The organism is Streptomyces sp. CNZ301, from assembly GCF_004217425.1.
Genome location: NZ_SHLG01000001.1, coordinates 1,662,930 through 1,680,434, shown reverse-complemented (window position 1 = coordinate 1,680,434; position 17,505 = coordinate 1,662,930). Strand labels below are relative to the sequence as shown.

Genomic DNA, 17,505 nt, shown 5'->3' with positions numbered 1-17,505 from the left:
AGAGGACAGAGACAGATGTCTGCCATCGGATCCCAGGCCCGGCGCGACCGTATCGTCCAGCTCGCCAACACCACGGGTCTCGCGAGCGTCGAGGAGCTCTCCCGGCTGTTCGGCGTGACCGCCTCCACCATCCGCCGCGACCTGGCCAAGCTCACCACGAACGGGCAGCTGGCACGCACCTACGGCGGGGCCATGGCCCTGACCGCCCATCCGGAGGCGTCGCTGCGGCAGCGCACAGGTGAGGCGTACGAGGCCAAGCGGGACATCGCACGCTGGGCGGCGGCGCAGGTGCAGGCCGGCGAGTCGTTGCTGCTGGACGCCGGCTCCACCGTCGGCGCCCTCGCCCACGAGTTGCGCACGGCACGGGAGGTGACCGTGGCGACCACGGGGCTGACGGCTCTTCAGGAGCTCTCCGACGTCGAGACGGTGCACGTGGAATGCCTGGGCGGCACGCTGCGACCGCTGAGCCAGGGGTTCATCGGTCCGCTGACCGAGGCCGCCCTGGAGCGCATGACCTTCGACCGCGTCTTCCTCGGCACGGACGGGGTCTCGCACGAGCACGGCATCTGCGAGGCCGACCTGCGGCAGACCCGGCTGAAGGAACTGATGGCGCGCAGGGCCGACCACGTCTACGTACTGGCCCACGCCGCGAAGCTCGGCCGCCGCCCGTTCCACGCCTGGGCGACGCTTCCGCCCGGCTGGACCCTGGTCACCGACGCCTCGGCGGAGCCGGCGAGCGTGGAGGCCCTCCGCGCCGAGGGCGTCGAGGTGGTGCTCGCCGAGCCCTCGGAGGTCTCGCCGGTACCCCCGCAGGGCCTCGGTGAGGAATAGCGGGCCGCGCGGACGGAACACCTCATGAGCCGGGCCGGAGCTTCGTCTCCGGCCCGGCTCATCGGAACTTTGGGTCAGGACGGGCAAGTCCCCCGTCAGATGCCCGAGTTGAGACCCGGCACCTACGACACCGTCCCCGCGATGGCGATCACCAGCTCGTACGTCGCCCATATCCCCACGGCGCCGATGCCCGCGAGCATCAGGTTCTCCCACCACTTGTTGGCGTGGCCGGGGAGCATCAGGTCCTTGCGCATCGTGATGGTCACCAGTCCGACCATGAGGGCCGGCACCGTGAGGACGCTGAGTCCGTTGCCGAGCAGCGTGAGGACGATCAGGTCGGGTGCGAAGGGGAAGGCGAAGACGACGGGCGTGAGCGTGATGAACAGCAGGACCCACTTGAACAGCTTGTCGGTGTGGTGCAGTTGGTCCGGTGCCGTGGCCGGGGAGGCCGCCTGGAGCCGGCGGAGCCGATCGGGCCGGGACTTGTAGACCGACTCGGTCAGCATCTGCACGAACACGCGGGGCTGCGTCACGATGTTGTCGAAGACGACGAAGAAGATGGCCAGCCACATCAGGGTCGGTCCGGCCGGCCCCACCGCGCGCTCCATCATCAGCACGAGGCCCTGCTCGGAATCGACACTCGCGCCCGTGCCGTGCAGCGTCTCGGCTGCCACCACCCACACCGCGAGCACCAGACCGAACATCACCAATGTGCCGGTGATGAGGTCGTACCGCTGGAGCCGGCGGAACTCGGGGCCTCGCCAGCCCTTCTCGTGCATGAGGTAGGGGTAGAGCAGATTCGCCGCCGAGCCGCCGACCGCGCCGATGAGTGCGACCGCCGTTGTGACGGCCGTGATGTACCCGTCCCCTCCCGGCGGGAGGTCGAACGCCAGACCCTTGACGAGGGCGGAGACGTCGACACCGGTGCCGATGAGCGCGACGAGGAAGCACCCGACGAGTGCCGCCATGGTCACCTGCGCGAGGATCTCCAGCCCCCGGTAGTGCTTGCGCTTGAGGAAGGCCAGCCAGGTCGCCGCCACGGCGACCACGATCGCCCACGAGGGCGTCCCCCAGGAACCCAGCGGAATCAGGCCGCCGACGAGGTGGTTGAGCGCCGTTCCCGCGGCGACGAGCAGGAACGAGACATAGACGAAGCCGAGGACGCAGGTGGTGATCCCGAGGTAGAGGGGGAAGCCTTTCCACAGTCGGCGGTACCCGTCGAGGATCGTCCGGTCCCCGACCGCGTTGCACAGCTGGTACTTCGACATGGTCGAGACGATGAAGTAGCGGGACCCCACGGCGAGGATCAGCGTCCATATGAGGGCGTACCCGTACGTGGACCCGGACACCGCGGAGCTGATGAAATCGCCGGTTCCGAGCCAGGAGAGCACGACCACGATGCCGGGGCCCATGCCCTTGAGGAAGCCCATGAAGGTGGTCGGTGGCAGAGGCTTGTGCTGCGCGTTCTCCGTTGATGCTTGCTGTTGAACTTTCACGGGGGACTCCCAGGCTGTGGGCGGGGTACGGGGGCGCACGGCAAGGTCCGCGGACCGGTCGTGGCGGGGCGGTCGGCGCCGCTCAGGCGTCGAGCCACGAAGGGTGCAGCCGCACATGCTTGATGGCTTGACGGAAACGGGTGTACGCGAGGTGGAGGAGACCGTCGGGGGTCTGCACGAGGGAGGGGTAGGACAGCTCGCGGTTGAGCCCTTCGCGGGAGTTGTTGGTGAGGCAGTAGCCGTCGCCTTCTTCGACGTTCCTGCTCACCGGCCAGGTGAGGCCACCGTCGGAGGACACCGCCAGCGTGAGTGGCGCCCTCGGCGCTCCCCAGAAGGCGAGTCCCGGGGGCGTCGGGGTCTCGTTGTCCGAGCCGTCGATCTCGTCGTAGAGGGAGGAGCGGCGTTCGACCGCGTCCGCCGCGCTGCTGTGGTTGTAGGCCACGACGACGCGGCCGTCGTGGAGCACGACCGCCTGGATCGAGGAGTTGTTGCTGGGCAGCTCCGTGGGCACGGGGGTGCTCCAGGTGACGCCGTCGGCAGAGTGGCTGCGGTGGATGAAGTCGGCCTGCCGGCGCCGGAAGAGGGCGATGAACGAGCCGTCGCGAAGACGCAGGACGTTCATGTGCACACAGCCCGTGCTCCCGGGCACCTGATGTGCGGTCCATGTCGCCCCGCCGTCCTGCGAGACCAGCACCCCGCTGTAGTCCTCGTCGCCGACCCAGCGGCCGGTCGGCGGCCGCGGGCAGTAGAAGACGGGCAGCAGCAGCCGGCCGTCGTCGAGGAACAGCGGCGGCTGGCGCACGAAGACGCCCAGCCCTTCCACGGCGGGCACCGCGGCTCCCGCCGTCTCCCACGACCGGCCACCGTCGCGGGACGATGCCAGCCGGACCTCCGCCGTGTCCTGTTCGCCCGCGTTCTGGGCGGTGTAGAAGAGGCGCAGCTCGTGTGGTCCGGCGACGAACGGCACCGGGTTCTGTTCCGACCGCGCCGGGTCGTCGCTGACCTTCACCGGCGCGGACCACGCGCCGTCCGCCCCCAGGACGGAGAACCAGACGGCGATGTCGGAGAGGCCCTCCTGCGTGCCGCCGAACCACGCGCAGCCGAGGGATCCGTCCGGCAGCAGGAGAAGGTTCGCGGCATGGCACTGCACGCTCGGGGCCGGGAGGAAGCTCCCGGTGGGTGCGGCACCGCTTGCACCGTGAGCGGTAAGAGCACCGCCGCCGGCAGTCCCGGAGCCGCTCGGCCGACTGTTCATCCATGCCTCCGTACTGCCTTGAAGTCGCCCGTGGCGGCCTGACGTTGCCGGACCGGGTGCCGGACCCGGTGCCGGATCGGGTGCCGGATCGGGTGCGCCCGTCGCGCGGGCCCGTCGCGCCGCGCACCGGCCGGCTTCGGCACGTCGGTGCCCAGGGCCGGTGAACGCCACGGCAGTGCGGGAGGGCTGATGCCTGAGGTGCCCATCGCTCTCCTCCGTCCGTGATCCGCCCACGGGACTCTGTGGTGGTCACGCACCTTGGCACCATTGCGCGAAGCGCGCAAGACATCTCGCGTATTTTACGCAGGTCGTTCTCGTGACCGCACTGCCGCGGAAAGCGACGGCCCACTGTCCGGACCGGGGCCGGACGCCTCGCGAGTCCGGAGGTCGACGACTTGGACACCTGCTGGACGCGGTGCCGTGCGGTCGGGATGCGCTGCGGAACACCCCTCGGCGACGGCGAAGCGGTGCCGTCGCAGTAGTCGGGTTCCTGACGAAGTGGGCGGCTCGTGTGCGCGTTTCACGCATTCCTGTCGGGCGCCTGGGGACGGACCTCGGTGAACTCCGCCCCGAGCCCGAGCCCGAGCCCGAGCCCGAGCGCCGAGCCCCGAGCGCCGGGCCCTGGGCCGACTCCGCTCGGACCGTGCGGGCCCCGGACATCCGGGCGGCAGCCGGCCGTGCGGGCCCGTTCGTGTCCGGTTGTGCCCGCCCCAGGCCCGCGGCCTCTTCCCGCTGCCCGCTGTATGCGGGACGCTCGCACGTGGATGTTTCCGTCGGGGGGTCAGGTCAGCGAGGAGGAACCAAGTGGTCGACGCACACCGGACGTTCGTCATCGTGGGCGGAGGGCTCGCCGGGTCGAAAGCCGCCGAGGCCCTGCGAGCCGAAGGCTTCACCGGCCGGGTCATCCTGATCGGCGACGAGCGCGACCACCCCTACGAACGTCCGCCCTTGTCCAAGGGGTATCTCGCGGGCTCCGACGAGCGCGAGAGCGTGTTCGTGCACGAGCCCGCCTGGTACGCCGGTGCCGACATCGAACTCCACCTGGGCCAGACCGTCGTACGACTCGACCGCGCCGACAAGAGCCTGGAACTCGGCGACGGCACCCGCCTCCACTACGACAAGCTGCTGCTCGCCACCGGCGCCGAACCCCGCCGCCTGGACATCCCCGGCACCTCCCTCGCCTCCGTGCACCACCTGCGCCGCCTCGCACACGCCGACCGGCTGCGCGGCCGGCTGACCGCGCTCGGCCAGGAGAACGGGCACCTCGTCATCGCCGGAGCCGGCTGGATCGGCCTCGAAGTCGCGGCGGCCGCACGTGAGTACGGCGCGGAGGTCACCGTCGTCGAGCCGGAGGCGACGCCGCTGCACTCCGTGATCGGCCCCGAGATGGGCATGCTCTTCGCCGACCTGCACCAGGAGCACGGCGTGCGGTTCCACTTCGGGGCGCGGCCGTCGGAGATCGTCGGAGTGGACGGAATGGTGCAGGCCGTTCGGACCGACGACGGCGACGAGCACCCCGCGCACGACGTGCTGGCCGCCATCGGCGCCGCACCCCGCACCGCGCTCGCCGAGGCGGCGGGGCTGGAACTGGCCGAAGGGCACGGCGGGGGAGTGGCCGTGGACTCCGCGCTGCGCACCTCCGATCCCGACATCTACGCGGCCGGTGACGTCGCGTCCCTGCGGGAGACTCCCTGGGCGGAGTGGCTGCGCGTCGAGCACTGGGCGAACGCCCTCAACAGCGGTCCCGCGGCGGCACGTTCGATGCTGGGGCGGGAGGTCGTCTACGACCGGGTGCCCTACTTCTTCTCCGACCAGTACGACGTGGGCATGGAGTACTCCGGCTACGCGCCGCCCGGCACCTACGACCAGGTGGTGTGCCGCGGGGACGTCGCCAAGCGCGAGTTCATCGCGTTCTGGCTGCGGGAGAACCGCGTACTGGCCGGCCTCAACGTGAACGTGTGGGACGTCACCGGCGCCGTCCAGGACCTGATCCGCTCCGGGGTGCCCGTCGCGCCGGACGCGCTCGCCGACCCGGGCGTGCCGCTGACCGACCTCGGCCGCGGCGACGGCGACAGCAAGGGATGACGGCGCTCCGGCGTCGGCCGCGCTGAACGCAACGTGCCGCACGCGGCGAGCGGTTGAGGAGCGGCTGCCGCCACCCCTCCCGGGCGGGCTGGGGTGTCGGCGGCCCGCCGTACAATTCCCGGTGTGGCGGGAAGGATCAACGACGAGGACGTGAAGGCGGTGCGGGGGGCGGTGCCCATCGACGCCGTGGTCTCCGAGTATCTCCAGCTGCGCAACGCCGGCGGCGGCAACATGAAGGGCCTGTGTCCCTTTCACGACGAGAAGTCGCCCTCGTTCCACGTCAGCCCGGCCAAGGGCCTCTTCCACTGCTTCGGCTGCCAGGAGGGCGGCGACACCCTCGACTTCGTGATGCGGGTCGACCACCTCTCCTTCTCCGAGGCCGTCGAACGCCTCGCCGGTCAGGCGGGCATCACGCTGCGGTACGAGGAGGGCGGCTACGGCCGCGCCAGTCAGCAGGGCGAGCGCACCCGCCTCGTCGAGGCGCACAAGGTGGCGGCACAGTTCTACGCGGAGCAGCTTCAGGGCCCCGAGGCCGAGCCGGGCCGCCGCTTCCTGACCGAGCGCGGCTTCGACCAGGCCGCCGCGGAGCACTTCGGCATCGGATACGCCCCGGCAGGCTGGGACCACCTGGTGCGGCTCCTGCGCGGCAAGGGCTTCTCCGACCGGGAGCTGACCGGGTCCGGGCTCGCGCAGGAGGCCCGCAACGGCCGCCCCATCGACCGGTTCCGGGGCCGGCTGATGTGGCCCATCCGCGACATCACCGGCGACGTCGTCGGCTTCGGAGCCCGCAAGCTGCGCGACGACGACAACGGCCCGAAGTACCTCAACACCCCCGAGACGGCGATCTACCACAAGTCCCAGGTGCTCTACGGCATCGACCTCGCCAAGAAGGACATCGCCAAGGGCAACCGCGCGGTCGTCGTCGAGGGCTACACGGACGTCATGGCCTGCCACCTCGCCGGCGTCACGACGGCGATCGCCACCAGCGGCACGGCGTTCGGCGAGGGGCACATCAAGATCCTCCGCCGGCTTCTGATGGACAACTCCGGCTCGGAGGTCATCTTCACCTTCGACGGGGACGCCGCCGGGCAGAAGGCGGCGCTGCGCGCTTTCGAGGACGACCAGAAGTTCGCCGCCCGCACCTCCATCGCGATCACACCGCAGGGCATGGACCCCTGTGAGCTGAGGATCGCCGAGGGCGACGAGGCCGTGGCGAAGGTCGTCGAAGACCGCTCCCCGCTCTTCGAGTTCGCGATCCGCTCGATCGTCGAGCAGCACAACCTCGATACGGCGGAGGGCCGTTCGGCCGCGCTGGAGCAGGCGGCGCCCGTCGTCGCGCAGATCAAGGACCCCTCGATCCAGCACGAGTACGCCGTCCGCCTCGCCGGGCTCCTCGGCATTCTCGACACGCAGTTCGTGGTGCGACGCCTCGGTCAGCTGGCCCGGCGGCGCGCGGGCAGCCCGCCGGCGGGCCGTGCGGGCACGCGCGCCACCGGCCCGGGGCCCGCCGGCCGTGGCGCGGAGGCGGCGCCGTCCGCGGCGGCACGCGGAGGAGGCCCCGCTCTGAACCTGCGCAGCCCGGCCCACCGTGTCGAGCGTGAACTGCTCAAACTTGCCCTGCAGCGCCCGGAGTTGGTGGCGCCGGCCTTCGACGCCTACGAGACGGACGAGTTCACCGCCCCGCCCTACGCGGCCGTCCGCAAGGCCGTCGAGGCCGCCGGAGGCGTGACCGGCGCAGACGACGAATTCGTCGACAGGGTGCGTGCCGCCGCGCCGGACGACACCGTGCGGGCCCTCGTGCACGAACTGGTCGTCGAGCCGCTGCGCAGCGCCCGCGGGCGCGAACCGGACGAGATGTACGCGGGGATGCAGCTCGTCGCCGTGCGCCTCGCAGCCGTCAACGCCCGCATCGCGGACCTCGAAAGCAGCGCCAGGCGCCTGGAGGCCCAGCGCGACGACGAACGTTCGGCGGCCGTGCGCCAGGAGATCTGGACGCTCACGCAGTACGGCCGCTCACTTCAGGAGCGGGGCGCGGCGGCGCTCTGACACGTCCCGGGTGCTGCCGGGCCCGCCGGCCCGTCCGGTCCACGGCTGCGCCCGCGTCACCTCCCTGCGTCCGCCGCCTTCCTTCCTGCGACGCTCCGCCCGGCCGTGGCGGTACGTATGCGACAAGTCACCGCCCATTTCAAAAACTGGGCGCACGACCCTCGTGACCGGAGTGTGTCGTACCCCACACTGGTGGGCGGTGCTTGAGTCCTCGGAACGGGGCGTGCGCCGGCCGCGCTGCCGGATGGTCCCTCGGATCCGAACAGCATGTACGCCTCCCCCCGTACCGGCAGCGAGCACACTGGAGGTCGCCCCCCGTGCAGACCCGAACCCTGACCAGCGCGGCTCCTCCGGCCGCCCCGACGGCTCCAACCCGGCCCGCCGCCCAGGCTCCCGCTCCCGAAGCTCCGCCCGTCCGGCCTGCGGACTGGCCGCCTCCGGGCGACCGGCCGGCCGCGCACATCGCCCCCGCCCCGCCGGGCCCGCCGTCCGCGGAACCCGAGGCCCCCGCCGTTCAGGAGAAGCGGGAACCCGCGGGCAGCGGCGCCTCCGCCGACCTCTTCCGGCAGTATCTCCGCGAGATCGGACGCATCCCGCTGCTGTCCGCCGCCGACGAGGTCGAACTCGCCCGCCGCGTCGAGGCCGGCCTCTTCGCCGAGCAGAAGCTCGCCGATCCGGCCACCCATCCCGACGGACGTCTCGCGCACGAACTGGACCAGCTCGTCGTCATGGGCAGAATCGCCAAGCGGCGGCTCATCGAGGCGAACCTGCGCCTCGTCGTCTCCGTAGCGAAGCGGTACATCGGACGCGGACTGACCATGCTGGACCTGGTCCAGGAGGGCAACCTGGGGCTGATACGGGCGGTCGAGAAGTTCGACTACGCCCGCGGCTACAAGTTCTCGACGTACGCGACGTGGTGGATCCGGCAGGCGATGTCCCGCGCACTGGCGGACCAGGCCCGTACGATCCGGGTGCCCGTGCACGTCGTCGAGTTGATCAACCGCGTCGTGCGCGTCCAGCGGAGGCTGCTCCAGGAGCGGGGCGAGGAACCCACGCCGGACGAGGTCGGCGCACATCTCGGCCTCACCGGTGAACGCGTCATCGAAGTGCTGCGCCTCGCGCAGGAACCGGTGTCGCTGCACGCGCCCGTCGGCGAGGAGGAGGACGTCAACCTCGGCGACCTCATCGAGGACGGCGACGCCCCCTCACCCGTGGAGTCCGCCGCTTTCCTCCTGCTGCGCGAACATCTCGAAGCGGTGCTCTCGACACTCGGCGAGCGCGAACGCAAGGTCGTGCAGCTGCGCTACGGACTCGACGACGGGCGGCCGCGCACCCTCGAGGAGATCGGCGTCCTCTTCGGCGTCACCAGGGAACGCATACGGCAGATCGAATCCAAGACCCTCACCAAGCTCCGCGATCACGCCTTCGCCGACCAGCTGCGCGGCTACCTCGACTGACCGCTCACCGCGGCGGTGGCTCCGCCGGACCTCCGGCGGGTTTCAGTCGACCTCCACGACGGCGGCCGCGAACTGCGACCGGTACAGGCGGGCGTAGGCGCCGTCCGCCGCCAGCAGTTCGCCGTGCGAACCCTGCTCCACGATCGACCCGTTCTCCATCACAAGGATCACGTCGGCGTCCCGGATGGTGGAGAGGCGGTGGGCGATGACGAAGCTGGTGCGGCCGTGCGCCAGCCGCGCCATGGCCTGCTGGATGAGCACCTCGGTGCGGGTGTCGACGGAACTGGTCGCCTCGTCCAGGACGAGGATGACCGGGTCGGACAGGAAGGCACGGGCGATGGTGATCAGCTGCTTCTCGCCGGCGCTGACGCCTGTGCCGTCCTCGTCCAGGACCGTGTCGTAGCCGTCGGGCAGGGTGCGGATGAAACGGTCGGCGTGTGCCGCGCGCGCTGCCTCCTCGACCTGCTCTCGGCTCGCGTCCTGCGCCCCGTAGCTGATGTTCTCCGCGATGGTGCCGCCGAAGAGCCACGCGTCCTGGAGGACCATGCCGACGCGGGAGCGCAGTTCCTCACGGTTCATCCCGGCCGTGTCCGTGCCGTCCAGCAGGATCCGGCCGCCGCGCGTCTCGTAGAAGCGCAGCAGCAGGTTGACCAGCGTGGTCTTGCCGGCGCCGGTCGGCCCCACGATGGCGACGGTGCTGCCCGGCTCCACGGTGAGCGACAGATCCTCGATGAGGGGGCGGTCCGCGTCGTAACGGAAGGAGACGCGGTCCAGTTCGACACGGCCGCGCACCCGCGCGGGACGGGCCGGGTGCTCCGGCTCCGGCGACTGCTCGTCCGCGTCGAGGATCTCGAAGACGCGCTCCGCGGACGCGACCCCGGACTGCACCATGTTCGCCATCGAGGCGATCTGGTTGAGGGGCTGGGTGAACTGCCGCGAATACTGCACGAACGCCTGCACGTCGCCGATCGACAGCACACCCGAGGCGACCCGCAGACCGCCGACGACGGCCACCAGCACGTAGTTGAGGTTCGCGACGAACATCATCGCCGGCTGCATGATGCCGCTGACGAACTGCGCCTTGTAACTCGCCCTGTGCAGCGCCTCGTTGTGCTCCCGGAAGGCCGCGGCGGACTCCTCCTGCCGCCCGAAGACCTTCACGAGCGTGTGCCCGGTGTACATCTCCTCGACGTGCGCGTTCAGCTTGCCCGTCTCCGACCACTGCCGCACGAACTGGGGCTGTGCGCGCTTGCCCAGCCGCGTCGCCACCAGCAGCGACAGCGGCACGGTCACCAGGGCGACGAGAGCCAGCAGCGGTGATATCCAGAACATCATCACCAGCACACCCGCCACGGTGAGCACGGAGTTGACGATCTGGCCCAGGGTCTGCTGCAGGGTCTGGCCGATGTTGTCGATGTCGTTCGTCACGCGGCTGAGGACCTCGCCACGGGTCTGCCTGTCGAAGTACGACAGCGGCAGCCGTGACAGCTTCGCCTCGACCTGCTCCCGCAGCCGGAAGACCGTGTTGTTGATCGCCCGCACCGACAGGCGCCCGCTGACGAGCATCATCAGCCCTGCCGCCGCGTACACCGCGAGCACCAGCAGCAACACGTCGCCGAGCGCGCCGAAGTCGATGCCCCGGCCCGGCGTGAAGTCCGTGCCCGAGAGCATGTCGGCGACGCCGGTGTCCCCTTCGCCGCGCATGCGCTCCAGGACCTGCTCGCGGCTTGCCCCGTCGGGCAGTTGCTTCCCGATGAAGCCCGCGAAGATCAGGTCGGTGGCGTTTCCGAGGATCTTCGGACCGAGGACGCTGAGGCCCACGCCCGCCAGCCCGAACGCCACCATGCCGGTGAGCGTGGCCCGTTCGGGCCGGAACTGCCCCAGCAGGCGTTTCGCCGATCCGCGGAAGTCGGTGGAGCGCCGGGGCGGTGCGCCGCCGCCGAGCATCCGTGCGGGGCCGCTCACGCCGCCTCCTGTTCGGTCAGCTGGGACAGGACGATCTCCCGGTATGTCTCGTTGTCCGCCATCAGTTCGTGGTGCCGGCCGGTGCCGGCGACCCGTCCCTCTTCCAGCACGACGATGCGGTCGGCGTCGCGGATCGTGGAGACCCGCTGGGCGACGATGAGGACCGTCGCGTCCGCCGTGCGCAGGGCGAGGGCCGCGCGCAGCGCCGCGTCGGTCGCGTAGTCGAGGGCGGAGAAGGAGTCGTCGAAGAGGTAGATCTCCGGCTGGTGCACCAGCACCCGTGCGATGGCGAGGCGTTGCCGCTGGCCGCCGGAGACGTTGTTGCCGCCCTGCCCGATCGGCGCATTGAGCCCGCCGTCCATGGCCGCGACGAACTCGCGTGCCTGCGCGGTCTCCAGCGCCTCCCGCAGCTCCTCGTCACTCGCGTCGGGACGTCCGTAGCGCAGGTTCGAGGCGACCGTCCCGGAGAACAGGTACGGATGCTGCGGCACCAGACCCACCGTCCCGGCCAGCAGCTCCGGGTCGAGATTCCGCACGTCCGCGCCGCCGACGAGCACGGAGCCCTCGGTGACGTCGAACAGGCGCGGCACCAGGCCCAGAAGAGTCGACTTGCCGCTGCCCGTGGAGCCGATCACCGCCGTCGTCTCGCCCGGACGTGCCACGAGGTCGATGCCGTGGAGGACGGGGGCCTCCGCCCCGGGGTAGCGGAAGCCGGCTCCGCGCAGCTCCAGCACGCCGCGGAGGCGCAGCTCCCGTACGGGCGCCGCGGGCGGTACCACGCTCGAAGAGGTGCCGAGGACCTCCGTGATGCGGTCGGCGCACACCTCCGCGCGCGGAACCATCATGAACATGAAGGTGGCCATCATCACGGACATCACGATCTGCATCAGGTACGCCAGGAACGCCGTGAGCGCGCCGATCTGCATCCCGCCGCTGTCGACGCGGTGCGCGCCGAACCAGACCACGGCGACGCTGGAGACGTTCACGACGGTCATCACCGTCGGGAACATCAGCGCCATCAGCCGTCCGGCGCGCAGCTGCACGTTTGTCAGTCCGCTGTTGTGCTCCTGGAAGCGCCGCCGCTCGTACTCGTCCTTGACGAATGCCCGGATGACGCGGATGCCGCCGATCTGCTCGCGCAGCACCCTGTTCACACCGTCGAGCCGCTCCTGCATGGTGCGGAAGAGCGGACGCATCCGGCGCACGATCAGGCCCACCAGCACCGCCAGCACCGGCACGACGCCCACCAGGACCGACGAGAGCGGCACGTCCTGGTCCAGCGCCATGATGACGCCGCCGACGCACATGACCGGCGCCGAGACCATCAGCGTGAAGGTCATCAGCACCAGCATCTGCACCTGCTGGACGTCGTTGGTGGTGCGTGTGATCAGGGACGGGGCGCCGAAGCGCCCCACCTCGCGCGAGGAGAACGTCTGCACGCGGTCGAAGACCCTCGCCCTGATGTCCCTGCCGGCCGAGGACGCGGTGCGCGCCGCGAGGAGCACCGCACCGATGTTGCAGACCACCTGCGCGAAGGAGACGGCGAGCATGACGGCGCCGTAGCCGAGGATGTTGCCGGTGTCACCGATCACGACACCGTTGTCGATGATGTCGGCGTTGAGCGTGGGGAGGTAGAGAGTGGCGGACGTCTGCAGCAGCTGTAGCAGCACCAGAGCGGTCACCGGGCGCCGGTAGGGGCGCAGATGCTCACGGAGCAGGCGTATCAGCACAAGGGTCCCCCGTACGGAAAAGCACTTCGTTGGAGCGCGAAAGCGGGCGGTCGACGCTACTCGCGGACCGGGCGCCGCGTATTCCTATTTTCGGCGCGGCCCCCGCCGCGCGCCTCCAACTCCGGGCAAAGACCCGGGTGATCGCTGCCGGCTGAATCCGCTCCGCACACCCGTCAGGCGTCGAAGGCGCCGGGGTGGACCTCCTCGCGAACGGTCGCGAACTGCTGCCGTACCGCCTGCCCGGCGGCCAGGTCCTCGCCGGGGTCGAACACCTCGCACTCGGGGGCGGGCCACCGTGGCGGATGCGAACCGCCTCTGAGGGCCCAGGCCGCCTGCCGTGCCGCGCCGATCGCGGCATAGTTGCCCGGTCGGGGCACCACGACCTGTGTGCCGAAGAGCGCCGGGGCGGCCGAGTACACGGCCGGCAGGCCCGCGGCCGGCCCCAGCAGGAAGAGTCTTCGCACCTGAACGCCTCTGTTGCGCAGCACGTCCAGCGCGTCGGCGAGCCCGCACAGCATCCCCTCGACGGCCGCCCGCGCCAGGTGCTCCGGCTTCATGCTCTCCAGCCGCAGGCCGTGCAGCGATCCGGCGGTGTGCGGGAGATGCGGCGTGTGCTCGCCCGCCAGGTACGGCAGCAGGACGAGCCCGTACGCACCTGGGCTCGACGCCTGCGCCAGCTCCGAGACGCCCGCGATGTCGGTGCCCAGGAACTCGGCGGCACCGCGCAGCACACGCGTCGCGTTGAGGGTGCGCACCGCGGGCATGTGCAGGCCCGTGCCGTCCGCGTACGACGTGATGATGCCGCTCGGGTCGGTGAGCGCCTCGTGGTGCACGGCGCAGACCGAACCCGAGGCGCCGAGGGAGATCACGGCGTCTCCCGGTCCCAGTCCCAGCCCGAGGGCCGCGGCCATGGTGTCGCCCGTGCCTGCGGAGATCAGCAGCCCCTCCGGGGTCCGCCCGGCGGGCTCGGCGGGGCCGATGACCTCGGGCAGCGAAATCCGGTGGCCGAGCGCGAGTTCGGCGAGATCGGGCCGGTAGCTCTCCAGCGCCGCCGACCAGTACCCGGTGCCCGACGCCTCCCCGCGGTCGGTCGTGCGCCGTGACGGCCGTGCCATCAGCTGCCACACCAGCCAGTCGTGGGGCTGGAGCACCTCGGCGACCCTGGCCGCGTTCTCCGGCTCGTTGCGTGCGAGCCACCGCAGCTTGGAGACGGGATGACCGGCCTCCGGCACGGAGCCGACGGCCTCCGCCCACGCGTGGCGACCGCCCAGCGCGTCGACGAGGTCGGCGGCCGCGGGCTGCATCCGTCTGTCGTTGCCGAGGAGGGCCGACCGGACGGGATTGCCCGCCGAGTCGAGCGCTATGAGGCCCTGCTGCTGCCCGGAGACTCCGATGGCCTCGACGTCGGAGAACTGCCCCGAGCTGGCGGCCCGGCCCAGGGACAGCAGCCACGACTGGGGATCGTCGCGCTCCGCGGGGTGCTCGGCGTAACCGTGTTTCACCACGGCACCGGAATCCACGTCGCAGACGACGATGCGTGTGTACTCGGCTGAGCTCTCCAGACCGGCGACTATCCCCATGCCGGAATGATGCCCTACGTGCCGTGGCGCCCGGCTGCCGCCCTCGGCCCTCGCGGCCCGGCCCCCGCGCGGTCTGCTCGGATGCCCGGATTCGGCCTAGCGTGGTGGCGTGGAGACCTATGTGAGCAACCCGCTGCGGCAGTGCTCCCGGGAGGAGCTGAGCCGCCGTACGAGCGCGAAGTGGCGTGTGCACCCCGCCGACGTGCTGCCGATGTGGATCGCGGAGATGGATGTGCCGCTGGCCCCTCCCGTCGCCGACGCGCTGCACGCGGCGGTCGACGCTGGGGACACCGGCTATGCGATGGGGGAGCCCTACAGGGAGGCACTCGACGGCTTCGCCGAGCGGCACTGGGGGTGGAGAGTGCCGCCGGAGCGGGCGGCGATCGTGCCCGACGTCATGGCCGGGGTCGTCGAGGTGCTGAAGCTGATCACGGAGCCCGGTGACGCCGTGGTCGTCAACTCGCCCGTCTATCCGCCCTTCTACCAGTTCGTCTCGCACATGGACCGCCGCGTGGTGGAGGCGCCGCTGACCGCGGAGGGCCGCCTGGACCTGGACAGCCTCGCCGAGGCATTCCGTACGGGCGCGGACGGCAGGGGCGCGGCCGCGTACCTGCTGTGCAGCCCCCACAACCCGACGGGCACGGTCCACACCGCCGAGGAGCTGGCGGCGGTGACGGAGCTGGCGAACGGCAGCGGCGTGCGCGTCGTCGCCGACGAGATCCACGCCCCGCTGGCGCTGCCCGGCGCCCGCCACACCCCGTATCTGTCGGTGCCGGGGGCGGAGCGGGCCTTCTCGCTCCTCTCGGCCTCCAAGGCGTGGAACCTGGCCGGGCTGAAGGCGGCCATGGCGGTCGCCGGCGCGGAGGCCGCCGCCGAACTGGCCCTGATGCCGGAGGAGGTCAGCCACGGACCCAGCCATCTCGGCGTCATCGGGCACGTTGCGGCGCTGCGGCACGGCGACGCCTGGCTGGCGGCGCTGCTCGCCGGGCTGGACGAGAACCGCAGCCTGCTCGCCGGGCTGCTGAAGGAGCACCTGCCGGAGGTGGGCTACCGCTCGCACGAGGGGACGTTCCTCGCGTGGCTGGACTGCCGCGCGCTGGGCCTCGGCGACGACCCAGCGGCGGCGTTCCTGGAGCGGGGCCGGGTCGCGCTCATCCCCGGCCCGGCGTTCGGCACCGGCGGCGCCGGATACGCACGGCTCAACATGGCGACGTCGCCGGAGAACCTGGAGGAAGCGGTGCGGCGGATGGCCTCCGCCGTCTGACGGTGCCCGCCCTCCCCGCCCCGCCCCGCGGGGCAGGGCGGGGAGGGCGCCGGACAGACGGAAGCTCCCCGTACGGCTTTGCGTACGGGGAGCCCCGCCACACCCCGGTCAGCCCGGCGGCCTCAGCAACGCTTCGACGAGGCACCGTTGTTGGGCAGCGGGTCGCCCGCCTTGCGGACGGAACCCACCGCCGCGGTGCACTCGGACACCGTGTCCGTGCCGTAGGACCAGAACTCCTGCTGGGTGGTGTTCGTCCAGGCCCTGCCGCCGAGCACCTCGTCCTGCGAGTAGCTGTAGACGGCCGCCGTCACGTCGTAGTCGCCGGCCGTCTTGCGGAAGCTGTCCCAGACCCACACGTAGCCGTAGTTCTCGTGGCACTCCGGCGAGTAGAACTGCTTGACCGAGGCGATGGTGACTCCGCTGCGCTTGACGTACCCGGTGGTGCCGATCTGGTACGCGTCGTCGCAGACCCCCGCCGCCTCGGCCCTCTTGCTCTCCGGGTTGCCCTTGGCGGAGGGTGCCGTGGACTTGGCGGCGCTCCGCTCGGACGGCTTGGGTGCGGGCCCGCTGCCTGCGTAGGCGGCTCCCGCGGGGACCGCGAGCATCGCGCAGGTCAGGGCGGCGATCGCGGTCTTGTTGTAACGGATGCGCATTGTTCCCCCTCTTGTCATGCAAAGAATGATTCTTCAGGACAAGGGAACCTTGTGGTCTGTTGCCCGAAGAATCCGGCACCCAGAAAGACACCCGGAGCGGCCGCGGGGTTGTACGGCTGCGGTGTGATCGTTCGAACGGGGCTCAACAGCACGCGGCGCGCGCCCTGTTGGGAACGGAGGCGCCGCATGGTGCGGGTCTCACGCCGCCGTCCGCAGATCCGCGAGGACGAGATCGCGCATCTCCTTCGGTGCCACGCCGAGCTGCTGGAACATCCCCTGCGAGATCTTGTCGTCCACGCGCAGGAGCGCAAGCACGAGGTGTTCCACACCGATGCGGCGGTCCCTGCGAGCGATCGCCTCACGCAGCGACAGCTCGAGAGCCTTCTTCGCCCGGCCGGTGAAACGGATGTGGCCCGAAGGTCCGGGAACGGACGCCGGTACACCCAGGCTGCCCCCGCTCTGAGGCCGAACGCGCCTCGGGAAGCGGCGCTTTCGCGGCGCCCTCGCCTCCGGGTCTCGCGCCGGGACGTCCAACGCGCCGTCCCCGAAGGCGTTTTCGGTGCGCCGCCGGATCTCGTCCAGGTCGATGCCGAACGCCTTGAGCGCCTCGGCGTCCTGTGGCCCCAGTGCGTCGTCCGCGGCGCCTCCGACAACGCTCGAGACCGCGGCGCGGCAGCTCTCGGCGCTGACCCCGAGCCGTACGAGGGTCGCGGCCCCCGGCTGTTCGGGCAGGCGCAGGGCGGCCAGGAGCAGGTGCTCCGTGCCGATCCAGTCGTGGCCGAGGCCGCGTGCCTCCTCCTGGGCCCCCACGACGACCTGTCGTGCCTGCCGGCTGAAACGTTCGAACATCGCCGCCTACCTCCTCGCGTGCTTCTTGTGTACGGCCTGCCGGCTCACGCCCAGCGCGGCCCCGATCTCGTCCCAGGACCAGCCCTGGGCGCGGGCACTTTCGACCTGGAGCACCTCCAGGCGCTCGGTCAGCCGCCTCAGCGCCGCGACGGCCCGCAGTCCGACGCGGGGATCGCTGTTGAGAGCGGCCTCGGCTGTGTCCACTGCTTCACGTGCGTCCGATGCGGCCATGCTGTCAACCTAGGATGACACCCTCCCTTTGTCAACCCTCATTGACAAAGGCGATGGATGGGG

13 protein-coding genes are annotated in these 17,505 nt (G+C 71.1%); 5 read left to right on the top strand and 8 right to left on the bottom strand.

The window, feature by feature from the left end; genetic code table 11:
- The first annotated feature begins 15 nt into the window (after nt 1–15).
- The gene (locus EV375_RS07350) at nt 16–831 is read left to right on the top strand and encodes a DeoR/GlpR family DNA-binding transcription regulator (RefSeq protein WP_130298731.1); all 816 of its coding nucleotides are present in this window, start codon (nt 16–18) and stop codon (nt 829–831) included.
- 122 nt (nt 832–953) lie between these two features.
- Here the strand turns inward: EV375_RS07350 and EV375_RS07345 are convergent, their stop codons facing one another.
- Complete coding sequence (locus tag EV375_RS07345; RefSeq protein WP_207228006.1) at nt 954–2,327, bottom strand: Nramp family divalent metal transporter; 1,374 nt, start codon at nt 2,325–2,327, stop codon at nt 954–956.
- A gap of 82 nt (nt 2,328–2,409) precedes the next feature.
- Entirely contained in the window at nt 2,410–3,582 is a 1,173-nt protein-coding gene (locus tag EV375_RS07340) for an exo-alpha-sialidase (RefSeq protein WP_130298730.1), read from the bottom strand.
- An 804-nt stretch (nt 3,583–4,386) separates the two neighbouring features.
- Here EV375_RS07340 and EV375_RS07335 point away from each other — a divergent pair.
- The 3 genes from EV375_RS07335 to EV375_RS07325 all read left to right on the top strand — a co-directional run bounded on the left by EV375_RS07335 (nt 4,387) and on the right by EV375_RS07325 (nt 9,170).
- On the top strand, nt 4,387–5,667 hold the full coding sequence (locus EV375_RS07335) for an FAD-dependent oxidoreductase (protein ID WP_130298729.1): 1,281 nt from the start codon (nt 4,387–4,389) through the stop codon (nt 5,665–5,667).
- A gap of 123 nt (nt 5,668–5,790) precedes the next feature.
- Entirely contained in the window at nt 5,791–7,713 is a 1,923-nt protein-coding gene (gene dnaG / locus EV375_RS07330; RefSeq protein WP_130298728.1) for a DNA primase, read from the top strand.
- Between the two features lie 317 nt (nt 7,714–8,030).
- On the top strand, nt 8,031–9,170 hold the full coding sequence (locus tag EV375_RS07325) for an RNA polymerase sigma factor (RefSeq protein WP_130298727.1): 1,140 nt from the start codon (nt 8,031–8,033) through the stop codon (nt 9,168–9,170).
- Between the two features lie 42 nt (nt 9,171–9,212).
- Here the strand turns inward: EV375_RS07325 and EV375_RS07320 are convergent, their stop codons facing one another.
- The 3 genes from EV375_RS07320 to EV375_RS07310 all read right to left on the bottom strand — a co-directional run bounded on the left by EV375_RS07320 (nt 9,213) and on the right by EV375_RS07310 (nt 14,445).
- A complete protein-coding gene (locus EV375_RS07320) occupies nt 9,213–11,135 on the bottom strand; it encodes an ABC transporter ATP-binding protein (RefSeq protein ID WP_130298726.1) in 1,923 nt (640 codons plus the stop codon).
- Nucleotides 11,132–12,865, bottom strand: coding sequence for an ABC transporter ATP-binding protein (locus EV375_RS07315; RefSeq protein ID WP_130298725.1), 1,734 nt, complete (start codon nt 12,863–12,865; stop codon nt 11,132–11,134). Before EV375_RS07315 ends, EV375_RS07320 begins: the two co-directional genes overlap by 4 nt.
- Nucleotides 12,866–13,038: 173 nt before the next feature.
- The gene (locus tag EV375_RS07310) at nt 13,039–14,445 is read right to left on the bottom strand and encodes an FGGY family carbohydrate kinase (RefSeq protein ID WP_130298724.1); all 1,407 of its coding nucleotides are present in this window, start codon (nt 14,443–14,445) and stop codon (nt 13,039–13,041) included.
- A 109-nt stretch (nt 14,446–14,554) separates the two neighbouring features.
- Between EV375_RS07310 and EV375_RS07305 the strand changes: the two genes are divergently transcribed.
- Entirely contained in the window at nt 14,555–15,709 is a 1,155-nt protein-coding gene (locus EV375_RS07305) for a MalY/PatB family protein (RefSeq protein WP_486588341.1), read from the top strand.
- A 122-nt stretch (nt 15,710–15,831) separates the two neighbouring features.
- Here the strand turns inward: EV375_RS07305 and EV375_RS07300 are convergent, their stop codons facing one another.
- The 3 genes from EV375_RS07300 to EV375_RS07290 form a co-directional block, all read right to left on the bottom strand.
- A complete protein-coding gene (locus tag EV375_RS07300) occupies nt 15,832–16,362 on the bottom strand; it encodes a hypothetical protein (RefSeq protein WP_207228004.1) in 531 nt (176 codons plus the stop codon).
- Between the two features lie 198 nt (nt 16,363–16,560).
- Complete coding sequence (locus EV375_RS07295) at nt 16,561–17,211, bottom strand: Clp protease N-terminal domain-containing protein (protein WP_130298723.1); 651 nt, start codon at nt 17,209–17,211, stop codon at nt 16,561–16,563.
- Nucleotides 17,212–17,217: 6 nt separating this feature from the next.
- The gene (locus EV375_RS07290; RefSeq protein WP_130298722.1) at nt 17,218–17,442 is read right to left on the bottom strand and encodes a hypothetical protein; all 225 of its coding nucleotides are present in this window, start codon (nt 17,440–17,442) and stop codon (nt 17,218–17,220) included.
- Nucleotides 17,443–17,505: the final 63 nt, after the last annotated feature.